Source organism: Acinetobacter nematophilus (assembly GCF_026344175.1).
GTDB lineage: Bacteria > Pseudomonadota > Gammaproteobacteria > Pseudomonadales > Moraxellaceae > Acinetobacter > Acinetobacter nematophilus.
The window spans coordinates 1-25,352 of sequence record NZ_JAPKMY010000011.1; the positions used below are offsets into that span (position 1 = coordinate 1).

At 39.3% G+C, this 25,352-nt stretch carries 18 protein-coding genes; 7 read left to right on the forward strand and 11 right to left on the reverse strand.

What is annotated here, in order from left to right; all coding sequences use genetic code 11:
- Positions 1-92: 92 nt before the first annotated feature.
- From fusA to OSH00_RS16960, 4 genes are all read right to left on the reverse strand, one after another.
- Positions 93-2,228 carry an elongation factor G gene (gene fusA, locus OSH00_RS16945; protein WP_196076293.1) on the reverse strand — a complete coding sequence of 712 codons (2,136 nt, stop codon included), beginning with the start codon at positions 2,226-2,228 and terminating at the stop codon, positions 93-95.
- A 187-nt stretch (positions 2,229-2,415) separates the two neighbouring features.
- Positions 2,416-2,886, reverse strand: a complete 471-nt coding sequence (rpsG, locus tag OSH00_RS16950; RefSeq protein WP_004655203.1) for a 30S ribosomal protein S7 — start codon at positions 2,884-2,886, stop codon at positions 2,416-2,418.
- Between the two features lie 178 nt (positions 2,887-3,064).
- Complete coding sequence (rpsL, locus tag OSH00_RS16955; protein ID WP_000246374.1) at positions 3,065-3,439, reverse strand: 30S ribosomal protein S12; 375 nt, start codon at positions 3,437-3,439, stop codon at positions 3,065-3,067.
- Between the two features lie 147 nt (positions 3,440-3,586).
- On the reverse strand, positions 3,587-5,062 hold the full coding sequence (locus tag OSH00_RS16960) for an EcsC family protein (RefSeq protein ID WP_266131408.1): 1,476 nt from the start codon (positions 5,060-5,062) through the stop codon (positions 3,587-3,589).
- Between the two features lie 346 nt (positions 5,063-5,408).
- Here OSH00_RS16960 and OSH00_RS16965 point away from each other — a divergent pair, with 346 nt between their 5' ends.
- From OSH00_RS16965 to OSH00_RS16995, 7 genes are all read left to right on the forward strand, one after another.
- Positions 5,409-6,500: an ATP-binding protein gene (locus OSH00_RS16965; protein WP_266131409.1), complete on the forward strand. Its 1,092-nt coding sequence runs from the start codon at positions 5,409-5,411 to the stop codon at positions 6,498-6,500.
- On the forward strand, positions 6,500-9,106 hold the full coding sequence (locus tag OSH00_RS16970; RefSeq protein WP_266131410.1) for a DUF5682 family protein: 2,607 nt from the start codon (positions 6,500-6,502) through the stop codon (positions 9,104-9,106). Before OSH00_RS16965 ends, OSH00_RS16970 begins: the two co-directional genes overlap by 1 nt.
- Positions 9,103-10,287, forward strand: coding sequence for a VWA domain-containing protein (locus OSH00_RS16975; protein WP_266131411.1), 1,185 nt, complete (start codon positions 9,103-9,105; stop codon positions 10,285-10,287). The genes OSH00_RS16970 and OSH00_RS16975 overlap by 4 nt, the downstream gene beginning before the upstream one ends.
- Positions 10,284-12,440, forward strand: a complete 2,157-nt coding sequence (locus OSH00_RS16980) for a hypothetical protein (protein ID WP_266131412.1) — start codon at positions 10,284-10,286, stop codon at positions 12,438-12,440. Before OSH00_RS16975 ends, OSH00_RS16980 begins: the two co-directional genes overlap by 4 nt.
- A gap of 115 nt (positions 12,441-12,555) precedes the next feature.
- Positions 12,556-16,395 (forward strand): DUF4132 domain-containing protein, encoded by a 3,840-nt coding sequence (locus OSH00_RS16985; protein ID WP_266131413.1) that lies wholly within the window; start codon positions 12,556-12,558, stop codon positions 16,393-16,395.
- 284 nt (positions 16,396-16,679) lie between these two features.
- Positions 16,680-17,912 (forward strand): beta-ketoacyl synthase N-terminal-like domain-containing protein, encoded by a 1,233-nt coding sequence (locus OSH00_RS16990; protein ID WP_196076299.1) that lies wholly within the window; start codon positions 16,680-16,682, stop codon positions 17,910-17,912.
- 82 nt (positions 17,913-17,994) lie between these two features.
- The gene (locus tag OSH00_RS16995; protein ID WP_004830008.1) at positions 17,995-18,447 is read left to right on the forward strand and encodes a CopD family protein; all 453 of its coding nucleotides are present in this window, start codon (positions 17,995-17,997) and stop codon (positions 18,445-18,447) included.
- A gap of 274 nt (positions 18,448-18,721) precedes the next feature.
- Here the strand turns inward: OSH00_RS16995 and OSH00_RS17000 are convergent, their stop codons facing one another.
- The 7 genes from OSH00_RS17000 to OSH00_RS17030 all read right to left on the reverse strand — a co-directional run bounded on the left by OSH00_RS17000 (position 18,722) and on the right by OSH00_RS17030 (position 25,350).
- Entirely contained in the window at positions 18,722-19,306 is a 585-nt protein-coding gene (locus OSH00_RS17000; protein WP_266131414.1) for a hypothetical protein, read from the reverse strand.
- A gap of 2 nt (positions 19,307-19,308) precedes the next feature.
- Positions 19,309-20,409: a type VI immunity family protein gene (locus OSH00_RS17005; RefSeq protein WP_266131415.1), complete on the reverse strand. Its 1,101-nt coding sequence runs from the start codon at positions 20,407-20,409 to the stop codon at positions 19,309-19,311.
- Between the two features lie 13 nt (positions 20,410-20,422).
- Positions 20,423-21,136, reverse strand: coding sequence for a VRR-NUC domain-containing protein (locus tag OSH00_RS17010; RefSeq protein WP_266131416.1), 714 nt, complete (start codon positions 21,134-21,136; stop codon positions 20,423-20,425).
- Positions 21,129-21,662, reverse strand: coding sequence for a PAAR domain-containing protein (locus OSH00_RS17015; RefSeq protein WP_266131417.1), 534 nt, complete (start codon positions 21,660-21,662; stop codon positions 21,129-21,131). The genes OSH00_RS17010 and OSH00_RS17015 overlap by 8 nt, the downstream gene beginning before the upstream one ends.
- A 377-nt stretch (positions 21,663-22,039) precedes the next feature.
- Positions 22,040-23,149: an acyltransferase family protein gene (locus tag OSH00_RS17020; protein WP_266131418.1), complete on the reverse strand. Its 1,110-nt coding sequence runs from the start codon at positions 23,147-23,149 to the stop codon at positions 22,040-22,042.
- Positions 23,150-23,364: 215 nt separating this feature from the next.
- A complete protein-coding gene (locus OSH00_RS17025; protein WP_266131419.1) occupies positions 23,365-24,798 on the reverse strand; it encodes an amino acid permease in 1,434 nt (477 codons plus the stop codon).
- Between the two features lie 180 nt (positions 24,799-24,978).
- Positions 24,979-25,350, reverse strand: a complete 372-nt coding sequence (locus tag OSH00_RS17030; RefSeq protein ID WP_196076018.1) for a RidA family protein — start codon at positions 25,348-25,350, stop codon at positions 24,979-24,981.
- Between the last annotated feature and the right edge of the window lie 2 nt (positions 25,351-25,352).

Below are 25,352 nucleotides of genomic sequence, written 5' to 3' on the forward strand. Positions count from 1 at the left end.
AGAGCTTCCTTTTTTAACTACTCATGCAGGGTCACTGCATGAGCACTTGGTTTTTAACTATGAATTAGTTTGGGCTTATAGTAATCGAAAGATTACTCGTCGTCACCTTTTTTACCGCCAGACTGGAATTTAGAAATGATGCCTTCAGCCACGTTACGTGGAGTTTCAGCATATTTAGCAAATTCCATAGAGTATGTCGCACGACCTTGAGACATAGAACGCATTTGAGTCGCGTAACCAAACATCTCAGCAAGTGGAACTTCAGCACGAATTGCTTTAGTACCGCCAGGTAAGTCATCCATACCCTGAACCATACCACGACGACGGTTTAAGTCACCCATGATATCGCCCATGTAGTCTTCTGGAGTTTCTACTTCAACTTTCATGATCGGTTCAAGCAAGATCGGATCTGCTTTCATGAAACCGTCACGGAATGCGTAAGAACCTGCCATTTTGAACGATAATTCGTCAGAGTCGACATCGTGGTAAGAACCGTCAAATAATGTCGCTTTGATACCCACAACAGGGTAACCAGCCAATACACCATTCTTCATACGTTCTTGAATACCTTTGTCAACTGCACCGAAGAATTCTTTAGGTACAACACCACCAACAACTTCTTCAGCGAATTCGTATTCTTTACCAGCTTCAGGATCAAGCGGCTCTAAACGTACGTATACGTGACCGAATTTACCTTTACCACCAGTTTGACGAACGAATTTACCTTCTTGTTCAACAGACTTTTTGATTGTCTCACGGTAAGCAACCATTGGTTTACCAATGTTCGCTTCAACACCGAATTCACGTTTCATACGGTCAACGATGATGTCAAGGTGAAGCTCACCCATACCCGCAATAATTGTTTGACCAGATTCTTCGTCTGTGCGAACACGGAACGATGGATCTTCTTTCGCCAAACGACCTAAAGCAATTGACATTTTTTCTTGGTCAGCTTTAGTTTTTGGCTCAACTGCAAGTGCAATTACTGGCTCAGGGAATTCCATACGCTCAAGTGTGATGACATTTTTCTCATCACAAAGTGTATCACCTGTAGTTACGTCTTTAAGACCTACACACGCAGCGATATCACCCGCACGGATTTCTTCAACGTCTTGACGATCGTTTGCGTGCATTTGCACGATACGACCAATACGCTCACGTTTAGATTTAACTGGGTTATAAACAGAATCACCTTGTTTAAGAACACCAGAATAAACACGTACGAATGTCAAGTTACCTACGAACTTGTCGTTCATGATTTTGAACGCCAATGCAGAGAATGGAGCTTCGTCAGATGCTTCACGAACAGCTTTAGTTTCAGCTTTATCGTCAAGTACACCTTCAATCGCTTTCACTTCTGTAGGTGATGGCAAGAATTCAATTACAGCATCCAACATACGTTGAACACCTTTGTTTTTGAACGCTGTACCACAAAGCATTGGTTGAATTTGACAAGCTAATGTTTGAACACGTAGACCTTTAACGATGTCTTCTTTGTCAAGATCACCATTTTCAAGGTATTTGTCCATTAACTCTTCAGAAGCTTCAGCAGCAGCTTCAACCATGTTTGTACGCCATTCTTCAGCAGTCGCTTGAAGATCAGCTGGAATATCGCCGTATTCGAACTTCATACCTTGAGAAGCTTCGTCCCAAATGATCGCTTTCATTTCGATCAGGTCGATAACACCTTGGAAGTTTTCTTCAGCACCGATTGGAACAACGATAGGTACAGGATGTGCACCAAGACGTGTTTTCATTTGTTCAACAACACGGAAGAAGTTTGCACCTGTACGGTCCATCTTGTTCACGAATGCTAAACGAGGTACTTGGTATTTGTTCGCTTGACGCCATACAGTTTCAGACTGAGGTTGTACACCACCTACAGCACAGTAAACCATACAAGCACCATCAAGAACACGCATAGAACGTTCAACTTCGATTGTGAAGTCTACGTGTCCCGGTGTATCGATTACGTTGATACGGTGTTCAGGGAACTGTTTACTCATACCTGACCAGAATGTAGTCGTAGCAGCTGAAGTGATTGTAATACCACGTTCTTGCTCTTGTTCCATCCAGTCCATTGTTGCTGCACCATCATGTACTTCACCGATTTTGTGAGATACACCTGTGTAGAACAAAATACGTTCTGTAGTCGTGGTTTTACCAGCATCAATGTGCGCAGAAATACCAATGTTACGATAACGAGAAATTGGGGTTTGACGAGCCATGATTTCTTGCATTCCTAAATTTTGTTGTTTAAAACAGGACGCACCAATGAAGCATTGATGCGTACGGATACTCAATACGTAATGGGCAACTTAAATACCCGCAAATCCCCCACTTTGGTAGAGGGCGATGTTAAATCGAGCTGCAATACGCATGAGTATTCTCCTGATAAGGGACTGTTTTAGCCGCTTAGAAGCGGTAGTGAGAGAAGGCTTTGTTAGCTTCAGCCATACGGTGCACATCTTCACGTTTTTTGATCGCTGCGCCTTTGCCTTCAGCTGCATCAAGCAACTCACCAGCAAGACGTAACGCCATAGTTTTTTCAGAACGCTTAGCAGCAGCATCTACTAACCAACGCATAGCCAAGGCAGTACGACGGGATGGGCGTACTTCCATAGGTACTTGATAAGTAGCACCACCAACACGGCGTGCTTTTACTTCGACCATAGGACGAACTTTTTCAAGAGTAGTCTCAAAAAATTCAACTGGGTCAACTTTGTTTTTTTCTTGAACGCGGTCTAAAGCACCGTAAACGATACTTTCAGCAATAGACTTTTTACCATCTTGCATTACGTGGTTCATGAATTTAGCGATTGTTTGGCTACTGAACTTAGGATCCGGAAGGATTTCACGAGCAGCAACTACGCGACGTCTTGGCATTTTAATCTACCTATAAATATGACACTTCAGGTTTATCCAGCATGAGCACAAAGTGTCATGTGCTATTCGCTGGCCTTACTACACGTCGCTTGAATTTCACAAAATTAATGCAGAAATCAGACAAGCGAGACGATAAAGGATTGCGGTTCTATCTGCTTAAGAAGCTAATCTCGAAAGATTATTTCTTAGGACGTTTAGCACCGTATTTTGAACGAGACTGGTTACGATCTTTAACACCAGCACAGTCCAAAGAACCACGAACGGTATGGTAACGTACACCCGGTAAGTCTTTAACACGACCACCACGGATAAGAACAACACTGTGCTCTTGCAGGTTATGACCTTCACCACCGATATAGCTAGAAACTTCGAAACCTGAAGTTAAGCGAACACGGCAAACTTTACGCATTGCTGAGTTAGGTTTTTTAGGTGTAGTTGTATAAACACGTGTACAAACACCACGACGTTGTGGACAAGCCTTCAACGCAGGAACTTTTGATTTTTCAACCAAAGTTGTACGACCCTTACGGATCAACTGATTTGTTGTTGCCATATGGCAATTCTCCCGTTAATAAAAAGCCTCAAAAAATTACCACTTTTTGAGGGCATGCAATTGTAAGCCAAGATGTAAAAATGGTCAATATTCAACGTACTGTCAAATATTGACCATTTCGAACTTTGCCGATAAAACCCAGCAAACTTAATTCAGCTTATTTTCTGATTTTTTATCAGTAGCTTCTACGTTTTTTTCAGTGCTTTTTACCGTATTTTCAGCACTGACTTTCGATTTCGCAGGTGTACGCTTTTTTGTTACAGTTTTTGCGGCTGTGGTTGTCTTTACCTCAGGCATTGAGGTTGATGTTGCCGGTTTTTTCTGTACATTGCGGCGAGGTTTTGCTTGAATCGATTTTTCATCCGATTGTTCAGATGCGTTCTTTTCAATATGCGTATCAGCTAATTTCTGAATTCCCTGCTCAACTTTTTCGACAGGATTTGAAACAACATCCCTCTCACTGGATTTTTCTTTCACTTCAACTTGAGTAATCGTTTTGTTTTCAATTTGTGCATCTTGTGCATCAGATTTCTGTGGATCAGTCTTTTGCGAGGAGTCCGCTAGAAGCAGTGGATTGGCATGAGACAACAATTGAGCAAACTGCTCATAAGCCTCTAGAGTATCAATTGTTTGATCAGGATGCTGAAGTAAATATTGACGTGCTCCCGAAAAAACAATTTGAGCCTGCTCTGTTGCATCATCTACCAGTTTCCAACTATATACAGCACTGATTCCCATCGTGGCTAAAGGTGTTAAACGCGTCAAAAGATTAAACTGAGGAAGATTATTCATCCAAGATAATTTAAATGAACCATCTTCATTGGCAATCCATTTTTTGAGCAGCTCTGCATCATTTGCTGAACCTAGTAATTGCTGAAGTTGATTGACATTATGAGTTTGCAAAACACCTGCAAATGTTCGAATCGCTGCAATCAATGCCTGCTTTTCAGCGACAGTTCCCAAATCAATCTGTTTAAAAATATATTCGACAACTGTATGATCTTTCGCCTGCAACTCAAAACCATAGGCCCGACCCGTATGATAAACACTGCGTAGTGCCAGAGCCAGGGAAGCAGGAATATCAATAAGCGTACCCACGCCACCAACCGCACCCGTCAATGTACCTTGAATTGCGGCGATAATTTTATTTTGATTGGCTAATGCAGTACTGATCCGTCGTGAACGATCAGTATCTTGACTGAGTTCTGCCAGATTTTTTGCACCAACCTCTTTTAATACAGACTCGACAGAAGTCAACTCAGAGACGAAATCATTGAGTTTGTCAAAAAGAAAGTCGGATAATTTATCGTTCAAGTCCGGTGAGATAAATGAAGCAACATGATTAATTTTTTTTGAATGCTTTCCTAAAAGTTTGCCAGTTACGTTGGGCAAATGCTCACGCATCATTTGCTGAGGGTTTTCATATTTTTTACGCTCAAAAGCGTTTTTTTCTTGTGCTGTACCTTGAACAACTGAGTCTGCTTGAGGGCTATGTGTAAGCTTGCTGACTGTTCCTGGCGCGACATGCTGAAGCACATTTAAACCCGTTTCACTGAGTTTTTTTGCTACACCAAAAGCATTTGAAATAAGTCCGCTTGAATGTTTTTTATTGGAATTTACCATCTGCATCCTCTGTAACTATGTTTATATTAAATACTAAGACATGTATCCTGAGTCTGCTGACGACTCACCTAAGATGAAATCAGCAACAGCCCCATACATTAATGTACCGAATCATTCACCAATACAATCACTATTTCATAAAATTTCAGTACAGATCAGTATACGATACAATTATAAACAATCTGAACGCCACCCAATGGCGATAAAATCAATTTATTTCAGGATAAACCATAAGATTAACAGATAGATGTCACAATTTGTCGCGAACAACAATTGAACGGGTGGTGATCTTGGCTTTTGCCAGTTATGATAGTTTTATTCTTCCAAATATATTTACTCCATGATTATGAAACAGAATTTACAGAATCAAATTAAATACAGTTCAGAACAAAAATATCAAGCAGAACTAGAACGTTTGAAAGAACAGGATCAGCACAGAAAACCAGCAGGCTGGCAACTTTCTGCTTATGCGGTCCGTTCATTTATTTTAGGTGATCACAAACTTGATATTCAGAAGAAGTTTTATGGTGACGATGCGCTTGTTGACCGTGCCCTAGTGACGTTGATGGGAAATCAAGGACTGATGTTGGTCGGTGAACCGGGTACGGCGAAGTCCATGCTTTCAGAACTGTTCAGTGCAGCGATCTCTGGAAACTCTCATCTCACCATACAAGGAACTGCGGGTACAACCGAAGACCACATTAAATACTCATGGAACTATGCCCTGCTGTTGTCAGAAGGTCCTACTGAAAAATCACTGATTCCATCCCCCTTATTCCACGCCATGAAAAATGGTCAAATTGTACGATTTGAAGAAATCACCCGTTGCCCACCTGAAATTCAAGACGTTTTGGTGTCGTTACTTTCAGAAAAACAAATGATGATTCCAGAAATGGGGCAAGATTTTAACCTAGCGGCTACTCAGGGTTTTAATATCATTGCCACAGCCAACTTACGTGACCGTGGTGTGCATGAGATGTCTGCCGCATTGAAACGCCGTTTTAATTTTGAAACAGTCAAAGCGATCCGTGATCGAAAGTTTGAGATTGAATTGGTTGGATTACAATTGAAACAGCAGCTTGCAGAGCTTTACCAAGAGATTCAGATTCGCCCACAAATCATTGAGCTATTGGTCACTATTTTCAATGAATTAAGAACTGGGCAAAGTCTACAAGGGGCAACCTTAAAAACACCTGACGCGGTCATGTCTACAGCCGAAGCAGTAAATATTGCCCATGCTGCTGGACTTCAAGCGATCTATCTGAGTGACGGCATTCTAAAGGCAGAACATATCGCACAACAGTTGGTTGGTGTGGTATTTAAGGATAATCCAGATGATGCCAAACGCCTGCGTTATTATCTAGACACGGTAGTCAAAGAACGTGCACGTAAAGACGATGATTGGAAAAGTTTTTATGAAGCCAGTCGAGAGTTTTAATGATGCAATCACTGGACCTAAACACAGTCATTGATGAAATGCCCTCACGATTAAAACAAGCATTTCACCTAAAACAACAATTAGCACAGCAAAATGTGTTCTTTGCACCTATTCGCCATCATAGTCCAGCCTGCGCTTTTGCTTTGAAACAATACATCAATGAAATTAAACCCACGCATATATTGATTGAAGCACCAGGCAGTTTTGAGTTTTTAATCCAAAGTTTACAAGATCAAGCCACCGAACCACCAATTGCGATCTTTGCGCAAGCACAATTTCACAATATGGTATCCCCATCTCGCTTGAAAGAGGATGAAACAGATCAAGCCAATCAATCTCAGCCTGAGATTTTTTCTGCCTATTTTCCTTTTTGTGAGTATTCACCAGAATGGGTGGCGATTCAAGAGGCGAAACAACAACATGCAGAGGTTAAGTTTATTGACTTGGATTGGGCTGAACAAAGCATTTTAAAAAGTCAGCAAAAGAATGTTGACTGGCAACAAAAAAGTTTGATGTCTGAACGCTATTTTGCACATAGTCAATATATTCAAAAACTTGCTGAAAGCATGCATTGTCGAAACCATGACGAGCTTTGGGATCATTTATTTGAATTACAAAGCGCCAGTCAACTACAACAAGCACAACAGTTTTTTAATGATGTGTTTGTGTGGTGCTCATTGGCACGACTGGATTATGAACGAGAAGTTCTGTTACAAGAAGCCTCTTTACACCGCGAAGACGTCATGTGGAATTGTATCCAAAAGGTGATGAACCCAAAACACAAAGTTTTAGTGGTGACAGGCGGGTTTCATAGTATTGCCTTAATTGAAAATTTGAGTAATAGCGCTCAGGCTGAACGTTTTATTGTTCAAGGTTCAACCCAAAAGTGGCAAGAACAAGCGTGGCTGATTCGCTATAGTTTTGATCGTCTCGATGCGTTAAATGGTTACGCTTCAGGAATGCCCTCACCTGCCTATTATCAGCAATACTGGCAACATTTAAATACGCAGAACACTCCATCACAGACAGACCCACAACAACATTTTTTTCAGTACCTAAATGAGTTGTGCCATTTTTTAAATCAACAGAATGCACTTGATGTCACCCCCTATATCGCACTTAAAAATACTGCGGAAATCGCATGGCAATTGGCGGTACTGCGTGGGCACAATCAACCCAGCCGTTATGATTTACTCGATGCATTACAGTCTGCACTGATCAAAGGTGAAATGGATGACGGACAACAGCATCTATTTACCCATATTTTTCAGTTTTTAGGTGGACAGCGACTTGGCAAAGTTGCGCAGAATCAACATAGCCCAGCTTTACTTCAAAATACCTATCAACAAATTAAGGCTTACCGCTTTAATATCAATGACACCATTTTACGTCATCGAAAACTGGATATTTATCGTAAGCCACTGCATCAAGAAATCAGCCAATATCTGCATTTATTGGCGTTTGTCGACTGTCATTTTGCGCAATGTATTTCAGGACCTGATTTTGTGCAAGGCGCAAGCTTGGATCTTCTATTCGAGGAATGGCGTTATGCTTGGACACCTAGTGTTGAAGCACGCTTGATTGAACTGGCTGAAATGGGCAATCAGCTTGAACAGATTGCATTGATTAAAATGCTCAAGTTGCAGCAAGAAAATGAGCAACAGGGTATGGGGCAATCCGCATTTGAAACTGCCAAATTGCTGGCTCTCGCCTGCCGTTTGGGATTAAAGCAGCATTTGAAACTGTTGAATCAGCAACTCGATGGATATCTTGAAAGCGATCAAAACTTGGCTTCAGTGATTGGTGCAGCACAACAACTCTATTATTTGTGGCATGGTCGCAGTTTGCTCAACCTCCCCGAACAGATGCTATTGAAAAGTTTAAGTTTTGCTGTCTATCAAGCCTGTTTTTTACTTGATCAACTTTATGATACACATGAAGAAAAAATTGAACAAAACCTGAAAAGTCTGAAAACCTTACATCAACTGATTTTAAACATCCGACAACAGAAGATGCAGCTTGAACATCATGCATTTAAGACTCAAACCTTCGATTTATTGAGTTTGATGTATGAACAGATTGATCCAACAAAACTGGATGAATTCCATCTTAACGCGCTGAAAGGTGCGCTGCATACCTTACAATTTTTAGATCATCAGATTGAGCAACAACAGCTGCAGCAGTACTTACAACTGGCTTTTGCTGTAGGCAGTTCTCCAGAAAACTCGGTGCAGTATTTACATGGCATGTTTTTTATTGCACCTGAGATCTTTGTACAATCAAAAGTAGCAATTGATGCATTGCATCAATTGGTCAGTCATTGGACTGAAGAGACCTTTATTCAGATTCTGCCTGATTTACGTTATATCTTTAGTCAGCTCACGCCTAAGCAAAGTACTCAGGTGTCTAGATTTATCGCTCAAACCACAGGGCTTGGCAATGACACCATTCTGGATCAGGTGTTGAGTCATATTAGTGAACAGGATGTTTTACAAGGCGTTCAACTAAACCAACAACTTCAGAAAATATTTACATATGACCATTTAGAGCACTGGGCAACCCACTCAAAACAACACTCGTCTAAACAGCAGGGAGCAAACTCATGAGCCCATTGCCTCCTGAACAAAATCAACATGACAACTCAGACACTCAGCTTACTCTCGATGCAGTGGATCAAGCTCGCCGATGGCGCCTGATGTTGGGTCGATATGCAGATCAAAATTTATCTGCTGCTACGCTGTCTGGTGAGCAATTGAAGCTTGAACGCAATCTCGATTATCTCTATCAAAATGAATATAAACGTCGAGGCATCCAACAGGGGAAAAACCGTCATGGTGGTTTAGAAGCATCCCAATTGAATGCGATTAATTGGCTGAATCAAAGTCGTAAACTTTTTCCAAAATCAACTTTTGAACGCATGCAAAAGCAAGCGATTGAACGTTATGAGCTGACTGAGTTATTTAAGAATCCTGAACATGTACGACAGCTTGAACCTAATCCAGCGGTAGCCAAAGCCTTGCTGAGTATGCGTGGTCGTTTAAGCACAGAGATGAAAGAGGCGATCCGTGAATTAATTCGAAAGGTGGTTGAAGAATTACTTCAAAAAATTCGAGCTCAATTTCTACAAGCCTTACAGGGTCGTCGTAATCGTTTTAAACGTTCACACCTCAAACAAGCACAGAATTTTGACTGGAAACGCACCATTCAGTCCAATCTGAAAAACTATCAACCTGATTTACAGAAACTGATTATTCAAACACCTTATTTTAACGCACGTGTACAGAAGCATTTGCCTTGGGAAATTGTTCTGTGTGTTGACCAAAGTGGCTCGATGATGGACTCCATTATGTATGCAGCCATCTGTGCCAGTATTTTAGCTGCACTGCCTGCGGTAAATATCAGTCTGATTCTGTTTGATACTCAAATCGTTGACCTTAGCCATTTGGCACATGACCCTGTCGAGGTTCTACTCACCATGCAACTTGGTGGCGGAACCAATATTGGCCAGGCCTTACAGTACTGCCAAAAGAAAATTAAACAGTCTCAACGCAGTATTTTAGTTTTGATCAGTGATTTTGAAGAAGGAGCTTCTGTGCAACAGATGCTGAATACCACCAGTCAACTTCACCAACAAGGTTGTAAATTACTGGGACTTGCGGCACTCGATCAGGCTGCCAATCCCGTCTATGACAGCAATATGGCGCAAAAACTTCAAGAACGCGGTATGCAAATTGCCGCAATGACTCCCGAACATTTAGCAACTTGGTTTGCAGAGGTAATGCAATGAGTTGGCAGATATATTCCCAATACGATGAAGACAGCCTGATCATGCACAGTAATGCAGGCTTATTAAGACGAGCACACAAAGCACTCAATGATGTTGAATTACTCCGACAAAGTGCTGATCAACTGTTATTTAAAGTGGAAGAATGCGAAGTTCAGTTGCCTGAGGCAGGCATCACCAAGGCTCAATGTAATTGTTCTGCCCAAGGTTGTTGCAAACATATCTTAACCAGTATTTTATGGGTTCAAGAAAATGTCTCACACTTTTCAACCATTGACAGTTCTCAAGACTGTTCATCAGATTATAAGTTTGAAAATTCGACTGAAAGCCCACCTCAGCAGCATACGCACTCAGCAACTACAGCAGTCGGGCAAAACACTCTATCTGCAAAAGAAAAACTTTTAAACTTTGATCCAAACAAGATTCAAAAGCAGGCAGGCAAAGCCAATATCCGTTTGGCTTATGAATTTATTCAAAACTGGTTGGCACAACCTGAACAGTGTCAGATTGACATTCAGACCAACAAAATTTCTTTTCTTACAGATTTAAGTTCCGATCCCGTTCTCCTCTACCCTGCAACTGGATTTGAAGGCATCTTGTCAGAAATCAATGGTAAACAAAAAATTGCAGCACATTTAGCATGTGTTGCCTACTTCTTTTTACAACATGCACCAGAAAAATGGCAATGGTCGATCGAGTTAAGCGAGCAGCAACACCACTCGAGCCAACACCTTTCTTTAGATGATCGTGAATTCATCGAAGAACTTAAAATAATTTGTCAGCACTTTATTCAACAGGGTTTATCCCATCTTGCAAAAGAAAGCGCCATGTCACTGCATATTTTAAATATGCAGGCACGAGCTCAAAATCTTCCTCGCCTTGGGAGTTTATTACGTGCACTACATGGCACGATGCGACAATTTTTAGAGGACGATGTACAGGTTGATGAGCAACAGATTTATAATCAGTTGGCACATCTATATGCTTATCTGACCGCACTTTCAGAAATTGAGTCTTTAAATCCGGAGTTTCAAACAGAAGCTTTAGCCAAACTGCGTGGTGTTGTAAAACGTGATTATCAAAATGAAACGATTGCACATTTGATTCCACTCGGTTGTGAATGGTGGAGTACCGAAAGTGGTGCACATGGCTTAACCGTCTGCTTTTGGGATGTTTCTGAACAACAGCTCAAAGAAGTCACTCAAGCCAGAGCAAATCATTTAGACCGCACTTTTGATATGCACAGTGCTGCCAATACTGGAATTTGGGGAAGCTCTTTAAGCTTTTTATTACAACATCAGTTGGAGCTGACGCATGCAAAATCAAGTTCAGAGACTCAGCTCAGTGCAAGTACGGATACCCGCTTTTTACAGAAAGGTTCGTTTAATGAGTTGACCATTTCTGATTTGGACCAGATGAATATCGGCATATCTCAATGGGAAACTTTACACAAGATACTTGTCCCCCACTCAAGTCTTGAACAACTCAAATCACGTTATGTCCTGTTGCGTCATCGTCATATCAATGCACCTGAACTTAACGAGCTTGAACAGTATTTTGAATATCGTGTAACCGATCAACAAGACATTGGGTTGAAATTAGTGATCCCGATCGAACCAGAATATCGTGTTCGAATTAAACATCTGACTCATCTTATCCAAAATGAAAAAATTCTTGCGACTTTGGTACGTGTTGAAACAACACAGCAACAGTTGCAATTCATTCCATGTAGCGTGATTTGGCAATCCCCGAAAGGCTTAAAAATTTTTAGTCTCGACTATGACCATCCCATACAAAAGAAAAGTAGTTTGGCTGAACTGATCACAGGACGAATTGAAAAACTTCTGGAACAAAAAAAACAATGGCAAAAACAACAGCATCTGTCTGCTTTAGAGATGTTGGTTTTAGAAACACAGTCATTACTTGAGTTTTATGCCAATACCGGGCGTTCTCAATTTGATCGCGATGACCAGATTAAACTCAATGATCTTGCCCAACAATTTGCAGACTTGGGTTTAAGTTTTATTTACAACACATTACAAATGGATGCCACTGAAGATACTCTTGCAACGCAGCTTTTAAAATGGCGACATGTTTTATTACAACTGCAACGCTTAAATCAAAGGGTCGCTTTAGAAGGACAAGTTACGTCGTGATAAATTAGTCATGATATTTTAAATTGATGATATTCTTCTATAATTTTGCTGAATAACCAAGCGAAGTATTAAAGACTATAGAAAAGCAACTCTCTGTTGCTGAAAAGGAATGTATATGTTGAATCAACTTTTTTCAAAAATAGAGTCTATGTTTTCAAAGCCTGAAGATAAAAGTATTCAAGCGCAACAGGCACCCCCATCTCATGCCGAGGAAATCCAAAAATATAATGAGAACCTCAAAAGTAAAGTAGAAAAGCTTTACCATATTTTTAGTCCTTTGGCTGTTATTGAAGAACAACTTGATCAGCATGTTGTTTTATTTATTTTGGATGGTGAAAACCCTGAAATTCTTATTAAACTACAACAGTACACCGACGAAAAAGCTTTGCTTTTATTGGGCAAGCCAGGTACCTATAGCTGGTATTGGCCTCAAAACAATCAAACCTTAGATAAAAAACAAAATAAGCTTGCTGATGCAGCATTAAAACTGCGCCGTCGCTATTATGGCGAGATTTTTGATGAATTGAACCCTGATCAAATTATCCGTTTTGCCAAAGTGCTTGAAGCCGCTACCAAACAAAAAAATTTCACCAATATTTATGAAAAGGTACCTTCTTGGTTTATCTATCTTACCGTAGATGCGTTTATCACTGCTTTTGATAGTCAGCATTTTAGTGAAACTGATCCAAATAAATTATTAAAGCAAAATTGGACACAACAAAAACTGGTCGATTTACTTGAAAGTGAACAGCAAGGTTTAGGGCAAGAGCTATTAGCTTATTTATTTGAACGTCAAAATATAGACAGTTACCATGCCAACAAATTAGAAAAATTATTACTCTTAAAAGACACCAAAGAATTTATTATTGAACGCCTAGAACAATTAAAAAACATCATTCCCAATCTAAGCATTATCGGACAGGAAAACTTTTTAGATTATATTGTTAAACACCCTTCTCTCATCAAACAAGTACCTGACTTGATTGTAAAACTCGCAATTGGCAAGTCTAAAACAATCCGTACAAAGGCAACCAGTTTGCTGAGCAATCTCAATGCTGAAGATAGTCAAAAATATTTACAGCTCAGTTTACTGGAAGGTTCTGGCCAAGAACGTGGCTTTTCAGCAAATTTATTGGCGCGTTTAGGTGCAGACAATCTTGCTGTTTTAGAACAAGCTTTTGAGCAAGAAAAGCAAAAGTCCGTACAACAAATCCTACAAATGGCAATTCAACGCCTAAGATCTGTTGACAGTGCACAACTTCAAGAAAATATTGAAACCCCTGAATTTAAACCTTTTATCGAACAAAAAATTCCGCAGTGTTTTTCAGAGGTTATTCTAGAAAACTATCAGCAAATTTTAGCAAAAGCTGAACAAAATGCGCTTGATGAGATTGAAGAAAATAAAACTTCCAACTACAAGCGCAATTGGGCACAAGATCATTTGAAACAACTAAAAAAGATCAGCCGAGAGAGTTTATTGGCACTTGTAGATCAATTGAATGGGGATGCACCATTTAAAAATTTTCACAATGCAGAAAATATTATTACCTATAAAAATAAATATAAAAAATACCCAGAATTTTCGATAATCCATGCAGCTCGAATTGTTTCTACACGAAATCGGGACTGGATCTATTGGCCCAATTTATTTGAAATGCTACGTCCAGAGGAATATGCCCAATATGAGTTGCGTCATATTGTCCAAGCCCTAGAAGCCGCTAAGTTTTTCAGCCCGCAACGCAAAGTTGCCAAAGGTATTTTATCGTCTTCATCCTACTATGAAAGTTTACAGGATTATATTTACGAAGCAGATAAAATTTGGCCATTCTTTGCGGAACATCAAGAATACTTAACTGAAGCTTTAGGGCTTTCACCCTCATTGGAAAAAAATGAATATCAAAGTTTTACACCGTCTGACGCTATTTTTGTATTGAAATGCTTTCCATCGCTCCCTACTCAATTTATTCCACGTTTATTGGAATTTGCCTTAGGTGAGAACAAACGACTGCGTTACGAAGCGCAAGAAACCTTACAACACCTTCCTGATATTCATCTTCGCGCAATTGAAGCACTAGACTCAGGGAAACAAGAGATTCGAATTACAGCCATTGAATGGCTCGCACGATTACAGAATCAAGATGCAGTCAAACCCCTCAATACTTTATTGAAGAAAGAGAAAAAAGAAATTGTACGCGCAGCACTATTAACTGCACTGGAAAAATTAGGGCAAGATATTAATGCCTATCTCAAACCAGAAGTATTACTTAAAGAAGCAGAAGACGGACTCAAAGGAAAACTATCAGCGAGCTTTACCTGGTTTGATTTTGAAACACTGCCAAAAGTGAAGTGGAAAAATGGCAAAGTTGTCGATCCCAAGATCATTAAATGGTGGGTGATTTTGGCAGAAAAACTGAAAGAGCCAAAAGCCAATGAATTATTGCAACGTTATACCCATCTATTGGATGAAAAAGATCAAGTTCAACTTGCAAATCATTTACTGCACAGTTTTATCCATCAAGATACTTTACAAACACCGCTTGATGAAGCGACACAATACGCGACCCAAGAAGCACCAAGTCGCTTGAATTCTTATCGCGATGCGTACAAACGCTATGGTGAACAATATCCTGAATATTATGCCAAATACGCAACCATTACTTTAGAAGAAGTGATTGATGAAATTAAGCGTGAACGTTTAGGTCTCTACCTGGGTTCTGCAATCAAGAGCAAGGGCATGCTCTCACTGACCGCCAATGCACAGGGCAGTTTTGCAGTCAAACAACTGCAAAACTATATGAAACAGCACTACCCTCGTCGCTCGCAAATTGAAGCGATGATCAGTGCATTGTCCATCAGCAATGACCCTTTGATTATCCAGCTATTGCTTTCACTTTCTCGCCGTTATCGTACTGCTTCAGTACAGACCCTTGCGAATAATTTAGTGGCTGAAATCGCAGAACGTAATCAATGGACCAGTGATGAGCTCGCTGATCGTACCATTCCAACTGCTGGCTTAGACGAAAATGGTGTATTACAACTGCAATATGGCTCACGTAACTTTACTGCGATTGTAGATGATAAAGACAAATTTATTTTAAAAAATGAAGAAGGAAAAGAAGTCAAAGCCCTACCTGCTGCGCGCCAAAATGATGATGAGAGTTTGATCAAAGAGGCTAAATCACTGTTCAGCACCAGTAAAAAAGAGTTCAAACAAGTGGTGGATATGCAAACCGGGCGTTTGTATGAAGCAATGTGTAGTGAACGTCAGTGGAATGTTGCTGAATGGCAAGAGTACATCTTTGCACATCCAATTATGCGTCGCTTGATTCAACGTCTGACTTGGCTCGAAATTAAAACCACTGGTGAAAAAGTGAGTTTTAGACCAAGTGATGATGGTGCATTATTGAATTTGGACGATGATGAAATTGAACTCAGCCCAGAGAGTAAAATTCAAATTTCACATGCGGTTTTAGTTGGTGAAGATGCAGCACAGGCTTGGATTGCTCACTTTAAAGACTATAAAGTGAAGTTTTTATTTGAACAAATGACACATCATTTACCACTATTTGAAGATGAAAATGCCACAGAGGTCAGTGATCATAAAGGTTGGCTGACTGACACATTTACCTTACGTGGTGTGGTGACCAAGCTGGGATATCAACGTGCCAGCATTGAAGATGGTGGGTCATTTGACCGATATACCAAGCCATATAAACAACTGGGTATTGATGTCGAAATTACATTCAGCGGCAGTTATGTTCCAGAAGAAAATATTCCAGCTGTACTTTATGAATTGGCATTTAGTAAAAAAGGCAGCCGCTCTTGGAACAACAATGAACTTCCAATTAAAGAGATTCCACCTATTTTATTGGCAGAAAGCTATGCTGATTATTTGAAGATTGCCGCTTCAACATCAGGATTTGACCCTGAATGGGAAAAGAAAACACCATGGTAAGGCACATTTCTTTAAAGTTGATTTAAGAAATCATCGCGATAAACCATCTATAATGACTTGTCGTTATGGATGGTTTTGCCTAATTGATGTAAATATCCACGATTCATTAAAATGCTATGGCATGGCATAAAAACCTGGATTTTCAATTAATTAAACAACATTTATTCCTTAAAGTTATCCGTCTAAATGATGCTTAAGAATCAGTATCTTTCGCCATTGAACTGCAAAACTAAACGCGTTTAAATGTGACCATTCATTCTGTATTCTAAAATAAAGGACTTTGCATGAACCGTCGTGTTGTGATCACTGGTATGGGTATTAACTCATGTATCGGTAATACATTGGAAGCTGTTAAGCATTCTTTGGAAAATGGTATTTCAGGAACACGTCATAATTCAACCTACGAAGAACTTAATTTTAAAAGTCATGTCAGTGCTGCTGCTGAACAGGATTTTGATGGTATTGACCGTAAGCTAAAACGCTTTATGGGTGTTTGTGCCATGTATGCATACAATTCAGCGCTTGCAGCTGTTGAACATGCGGGTCTAACAGCAGAGCAAATCGGTGGTAATCCACGTTATGGTATTGCAGGCGGTTCTGGCGGTAACTCAACTGCTTCTGTCGCAGAAATGGTTAAACTTTTAGAAGAAAAAGGCGCGCGTAAAATCGGTCCTTTCTTCGTACCACGTAATATGTCAAACACCATCACTGCCAATGTCGGTGTTGCATTCAAACTGCAAGGTGTTGCTCATTCCATTACCAGCGCTTGTGCAACTTCTGCTGATGCGATTGGTTATGCTTATAACCTGATCCAATTGGGCAAACAAGATTTAATGCTTGCTGGTGGTGGTGAAGAGGATCACTGGTCACAAAGTTTATTGTTTGATGCAATGGGCGCGCTTTGTTCTAAATACAATGAAACACCTGAAACAGCTTCTCGTCCATATTCAGCCGATCGTGATGGCTTTGTCATCGCTGGCGGTGGTGGTTTCGTGGTACTTGAATCACTCGAACATGCCCAAGCGCGTGGCGCAAATATCCTTGCTGAAGTTGTTGCCTATGCGGCGAACTCTGACGGTGCGGATATGGTTGCACCATCAGGTGAAGGGGCAACACGTTGTATCCTTATGGCACTTGAAGAAGCCAAACAACATGGCGTAGACAAAATCGACTATGTGAATACGCATGGTACATCTACCCCTGCTGGTGATGTAACAGAGTTACTGGCTATGGGCCGTGCTTTCGGTGAAGGCAATGTACCTCCGCTCAGCTCAACCAAATCGATGACAGGTCATAGCTTAGGTGCTGCCGGTGTCCAAGAAGCCATTTACTCTGTGTTGATGATGCAAAACGACTTTATCGCACCCAACATCAATGTAACTGAACTTGATGAAGGCGCAAAAGGTTATGACATCGTACTTGAAAAACGTGACGCAAAATTGAATACTGTAATGAGTAACAGTTTCGGTTTTGGCGGTGTAAATGCTTGTCTCATTTTCAAGAAATGGGAAGGCTAATTTAAGCAATTCTGATCATTCATGGTTTATCTATACCATGAATGATCAAGTTTTCGCACACTGCCCTTAAAAGGGTAAATTGATGGATGCTCCTTCTGAAGCTTTCCTTTGGGTTAAAGCTTTACATATCATAGCAGTCGTGTGCTGGTTTGCTGCACTGTTCTATCTCCCCCGCTTATACGTTTATCACGCAATGAGTGAGGATACAGTCAGCCATCAACGTTTCGAAATTATGGAACGTAAGTTGTATCGTGGCATCATGTGGCCATCGATGATTGCAACACTGATTACTGCGCATTTTTTAGTAGATTGGGGTGATGCCACACGTCACTACCATGAAGCATTGTGGTTTTATCTCAAAGTTGGATTGGTGGGTCTGTTGGTGATTTACCACTTTGTTTGTGGTTATTACCGTAAAAAACTGATTGGCAATGCCCATTATAAATCACACAAGTTTTGGCGTTTTTTTAATGAAATGCCGACATTGATTTTATTTGCTGTGATTATATTGGTGGTGGTTAAACCTACTTTTTAGTCTCAAAACTATATTTGCCTCACATTCACTTAACTGATTGGCATGTTTTTATATTTCATGAAGTCAATCTATGAAAGATAATTTTATTGTATAAAAGAATAGCCTCTTCAAATATAAAGGGGCTTTTTTAATTCCAATCTATACGTTTATCTAACCATGCTTAGCTTTTGAACGTTTTACACGATTAATCAATAAATCCATAAAATTTACTTTTTTACCAATCTAATCAACTGGCATAGAAAAATGAAAACGCTTGGTGTATTTCCTCTTTCGATTAATTCCAAACAGCATTCCTCAAATAAACATAAAGTGCTTTATCTAGCTCTCTAAATAAAAACTCAGCATCAACTTTTTCACCTAAAAGCTCAATAATATCATCTTTATAATTAACTCTATGTCCAAAAGGTCTCTTACCATCAGTGTATGGTAAAGGTAAGGGATACCCCTTAAAGAAAAAATCAACAAGACCATCATTGATCTTCATATCGCACCATATAAGTAGTTTAAGCAGTTCTATGTGGTATTCTGTTAAATCAAATACTTCATTTTCCTTATAAACATAGCGATTAGCTAAACACGATGAAGCTGCAAACCATGTTGGAAAAGCACATAAAGCTTCACTCATAATTTTTTTTAGCTCATTAGAATTTTTAGATTTCTTTAAAATCTTAGATATTTCATCAAAACGAGGTAAATATACCGCTAAAGCACCATTTTCAATATTTAACCATGCAACATGTAAATTTTGAATAACAAGTATATGCTCTTGTGTTAAGGGAATATTTTCTTGTTCATAAGCATCTTTAACATTATATTTTCGAGGAATAATAGTTTTTATAAAATCTAAAATAACTTTCATTTTTAATTCCAATCTATTCGCCTATCCAAAAAAGCATATTGACTATTTAACTTAGGCTCGTCTTGTAACTTTGTAAAATATTCAAGCTTTTGGTCATCTTCTATATCAAAACGAGCTAACCAATGATTGGCTAAATAGCCTTTAATCAGTGGAATTTCATCTGTTGAATAATTACCACGATGTAAATCACCTATTTTTTCAACACGTAAAGGTTTTAACACTCTATTTAACAAGACGTAAGGCGCGGGTAAGGGATCACTTTCAACAGAACCCATTGAAGGTAAAGTCCCCGCTTGTATCACAACACCTGTACCATAGTCATAACCAATAAACCAATTCATCGGTAGTTCACTGTTTAATGCTTCTTCTTCCTTGATCGGATTAAACCATTCGTAATTAATTGCAGTCAGCCAACTTACTGTTTTGATACCATCAATTAAGGAACTTGCTTCCAAATAGGGATTACCAACATCCATTGCCCAAGCTTTACGAGCCATAAAAGCCTCGGTCGGTTCATTTTTATCACTTCGGATTTGAGAAATAATACAAGCATACCCAGCGTAGCCATGTTTAGCTTTTAAGCGTTGCGCACACTTAATAAATAGCTCAATAAATGCTTTACTGTTTTCGCCCACCCAGTCGATTGGCATGGAAAAGGTTAAGTTACTTTGATAATTCTTTTTTTGAGCTTGCCATTGACTTAAACCTCCTATATTAAATTCCCAAGCTCCTGTCGCAAATCTTTCTTTACCGCTGGTATATAAAAAAGTAATGGGGTGCATAGGCTTGTAGTTTTTAAAGATACTTCGTATCGGTTTTACTTTTTCAAAAGGGGTACAGTCTTTCTCGCTGGTAGGTGGAGTGCCTTGCCACAACCATTTTAAGTAATCTTTGGCATAAACTTGATAATCATCAAAACATTGTGCAATGGCTTCTCGCATATCATCGCTGAAGCCCTCTTTAAAATAAAGGACAGCACGAATTGCAGGAATCGCCCCAACATAGTCTTCTCCACCTTGCGGGGTGAGTAATCCACCACCAATTGCGCCTTTTTCTTGCGTCGCAACCCATGCTTTGTAGTCTTGTTCTTTTTTAAAGTACATCTTTTTCTCCAAGTTAAAATGCTGGGGCTGGGAATTTTGGCATTTTTGGTAATTTGCCTTTTCGTAACTGCAACAGGGCAGTTAATGTCGCAATTGCTGCGGTTGCCCATTCAGTCACTGTAGACTTTTTACCATCATCGTCGTTACATCCACATTCATCAGGGTCTAGGACTTTAACTTTACTTTTGTCACCCGCAATATCTGCATAAGCTCTTTTTTGATCAGTACCAAAAACATCAGTACCAAACTTAATTTCTACCACATGTTTAATATTGTCTTGGGTTGGAGGTGCATTGGGGTCTTTGACAATAACCACATCAGGACGACGAGTCATTCCCTCCCCCTTTTCATACTCATACCCTTTATCTTTAAGCCAATTTTTTTTAATCCATCCCCAAACATATTTATGCCCTTTGGTGAGTATATTTTTATCCATGATCGGTTCAGGAGGGTCTGTATGCATATCATAAGTGATTTCGGGTTTATATGGACTTTGATTAAACATCATTTCATCCATTTCTTTTAATCGCTCAGAAACACATGATTGATAAAGGTTATTTTGCTTTTTCCCTTTGTTTGGATTGTAGTTACAATAACAAATGGCACTGCAAAGAATTTCTTTGTCTTTGGAATCAAGTGCCGTACTGTCAATTGCAACAACTTTGATTGTTTGAAGTTGAGCTGGTTTAGTTGTTAATATTCCTTGTGGTTTTCCCTGATCAGCCATTGTCTAACTCATCCACTAAATTGAGATGAATTTCTTCCTCAGACGGGGTATAAATCCAATCAGTATAGCCTTGCGTATCACTTGCATAAATGGTACTGGTACCATCTCCCATAGTCACACGGACTCTACGGTTGGCGATCGGTTCACCAGTATTTTGGTCAACAAGCTGAAAACGACCTGAATGGTCTTGTGGTGGCGGTATTGTTTCTTCACCCTCATCGTTTGGATTACCCATCAGTTGGGAACCAAAAGGTGAACTGGCTTCAACAACCACTTGAAATGAACTTGGCAATAATTTCGCACCACATGCGGTTTTCATTCCTGCCAAAGCAACCTGACTATTATCAGGAAGAATAAAATGAGGCGCACCTTCAGCAATTGGAAAAACGCCTTTACATTTAGGACAAGCAACCATATAGCCTTTAGCAGCCATACCGATTCCATTGACTAAGGTCGATGCATTGCTTTGAATCACGACACCACCATGATCGGTTTTACAACCTTGGACAATAACAGCTTGAGTCATAATTATTCTCTTATTTTATTTAGTAAAATTTAATAAATATATTTATATAAAAATAAATAAACCGCTCAAATATACCTTAATTATATGCAAGTAACAAATTTTCAAGCTAGAAACCTAGCCAGTTATTCATTTCAAATGGGAATAAAAAAGTAAAAGCTCATTCTAGATTGGATTAAAAAATAGGAATAAGGCAAAACAAAAAATTATTTTTATAATAAAATTCAATTAATTAATTTCATGAAAATGTATGTAATTATATTTCACAATAGACTTAATCACTACATTTTTAAAATTATAGATTCAGTTTCCCAAAAGCATATAACAGATTATTGATATCATACTATATACTTTATAAATATTTAATAAAATTAATTCGCCTATCTATTGTTAAGTAAAAATTGACGTATTTGTCGATTCAACGGTGCTGAATAATACTTTTCGATTGCCCAACTCAATATAAAAACACCTATAAAATACATGGGCAATAGCATCAATTTTTCAACAGGTAAAGTTTCTTTGGGAAGATAAAAAACTTTAAACATACCTAGAATAATCAGATGAAATAAATACATCTCATAACTACGCTGCCCTATCCACTCCATAGCTTTGGAGAGCATAGAGGATGGTTCAGCCTGCGGATGTTGAGCAAAACAGAAAATTAAAATTGCAGACAATAGCGCAAAAATAGACACTCCCCATGTACTGACCTCTTTGATCGGGGCATAAAGGTACAGAATAATCATCAAAATACAAACCACAGGTACAATGATTTTTGGAATATTAAGCGTTGTCCCTACCTTTTGAACAAGCAATGCAGTCAAACAGCCGATTGCAATGCCATCAAAACTTGAAAAATAGTGATATAAGTACGCTCCACTTTCCTCTGCAAAGTGTAAAGAACGAAAGTAAGGTGCATAACAGATAACAGCCAACAACAATGCAATAAAACCTTTCCCCCGCCCTAAAACTAAACAGAGTATTGGAAAGGCTAAATAAAACACCTCTTCAACCGACAATGACCATAAAACCCCAAGTGCATAATTCACCCAGCCATTTTCAATGATCAATATATTCATCCAAAAGGTAAAAGCAGAAAATACAGTAAGTCCATAAGAAACTTCGATATCATTTGGAGCCTGATTCATAAAGGGTTTAAGTCCCATTGCTCCGAATATCGTGACCATGGCAACAAGTAGAACCAAGCAAGGCATAATTCGCGCAATACGGCGAACATAAAAGTCTTTAACTCTGATATGCCCTAACGAACCACTTCTTTGTAAGGCGTGCTGGGTAATCAAAAAACCTGAAATAACGAAAAACATCGTCACTCCGTAATTGCCATTACGCGCAATCAAATTGTTCAGGCTTTCACCAAAAATTTCTACACCTAAAAATGTGTCGTGTAATTTATAAGGAATATTAAAATGATGAATCAGCACCAATAAAATTGAGATGCCACGTAATACATCAATCTTGTAATTGCGCATAGATATTATTGTTTACCCAAATTGGTGCTATTAAACGTGTTTTTTATTTTTATTTCAGTATTTTATTTTGAACAATTTGTTAATGCATTGATGATCTAAAAACACTTCAATCAAGATTCGATTAACTATATAAAATGTCTAAGAAATGAAGCCAATCAGAAAATATACAGGAGATGACCGAAAACCATCTCCTGATCAGTTGAAGATATCCAACATCAGCCTTGTTGATGACTACGCTTTTTCATACGCGGTTTATACATGAACTGATAAGTGACTGCTAAAATGATCACCCATAACGGACTGATGATGAGCGCTTTTAAAGTATCAGGCTCCAAGCTGAGAATCACCAATGTAAATGCAAGAAAAATCAATACAATATATGACATCCATACGCCACCTGGCATTTTAAAGTTCGATTTTGCATGAAGCTCTGGGCGTAACTTACGATAGCGTATATAACATACCATGATGATGCTCCAGATGCTGATGAACAAAATCACACACAAAGAGCTTGCGAGTGTAAATGCTTCGACAGTATTCGGTACAAAATACTGTAAGGCTGCACCCGCCATAATGAAACCACAAGAAAACAATAGTCCTTTTGCAGGCACAGCACGCTTTGACAGCTCAGCTAACTTTTCAGGTGCTTGACCTTCTTTGGCTAAACCAAAGAGCATGCGACTGGTTGAAAACACACCACTGTTCATTGATGACATCACAGAAGATAACACCACCAGATTCATAATGATGGCTGCTCCGCCAATACCTGCATGCATAAATAGCGATACGAAAGGACTCTGGTCTGCGGGAATTTCTGTCCACGGTGTTACAGACATCACAATAAACAATGCCAAGACATAGAACAAAATAATCCGTGTAGGAATGGCATTGACCGCTTTAGGTAAGTTCTTTTCTGGATCTTTGGTTTCAGCTGCCATCGTACCAATCAGCTCAACCCCCACAAAAGCAAATAACGCGATTTGGAAGCCTGCTAAAAAGCCACTGCCACCTTTCGGGAACATCCCCCCATATGACCAAACATTGCTAAAACTTGCAACTGAACCACTTGGTGCTTGAAAATGGCTGAATACCATATAACCACCAATGAGAATCAAGCCAAGAATGGCCAGAATTTTGATCAATGCAAACCAAAATTCAATTTCACCAAACAATTTTACCGTGAGCAGGTTAATTCCAAGCACCAAAAGCACACAACCTGCACTAATCAGGGCTTGTCCCATGGGCGTAAAGGCAACCCCATCGGGTAACCAAAAATTCAAATAATTAATAATTGCAGCTAAATCAGCAATGCCGACCAAAATCCAACCCAGCCAATAAGACCAGCCGATGTAATACCCAGCGCCAGGACCAATTAAGTCATGAGCCATGTCGATAAATGATTTGTAATGCAGATTGGAAAGTAGAATTTCGCCCAATGCACGCATCAAGAAGAAAAACATGGCACCAATAATCATATAGATGATTAAAATCGAGGGACCTGCTAGAGAAATTGTTTTCCCTGATCCCATAAATAAACCTGTACCAATCGCACCGCCAATGGCAATTAATTGCAAATGACGATTTGATAATTTCCGTTGCAGCTCATGTGGCGACGATGGTGCGTCATCTGTATGGCTTGAAGTTGTCATAAAAATATCCTTTTTGACAATTTTTTGGAGATAAAACTTGCTTGTGGCAACAGAACATTCCCGTTCTGTTTTGTTTTACCCAACTTGAGCCAAAGCACATGGTTTACATGTGCTTTGGTTTTGTTTCCAAATAAGTACGATTTAATTCATGCAGTGATCAATGCATAGACATTAAAAAGCTTATTTCTGTGCAGCCGTGACCGCAATTTCAATCAACCAATCTGGATTTACCATATCTGCTTGAATTGTGGCACGAGAAGGTGCAACACAGCCTTTTAACCAATCTACCCAAATAGCATTGAATGTTGGAAAGTCAGATAAATTCTTAATGTAGACATTTGCTGACAGTAGACGTGATTTATCCGTATTGGCTTCAAGTAACAGTTGATCGATGGTTGCCAGAATATCTTTGGTTTGACCTGTAATATCAAGTTGCGTATTTTTAGGCACTTGACCAGATAAATAAACCACTTTATTAAAAATTGTGACTGCACTCATCACGTCATTGCTGTTCAGTTTCTGGATATCTGCATGTTGAAGATTATTTGACATCT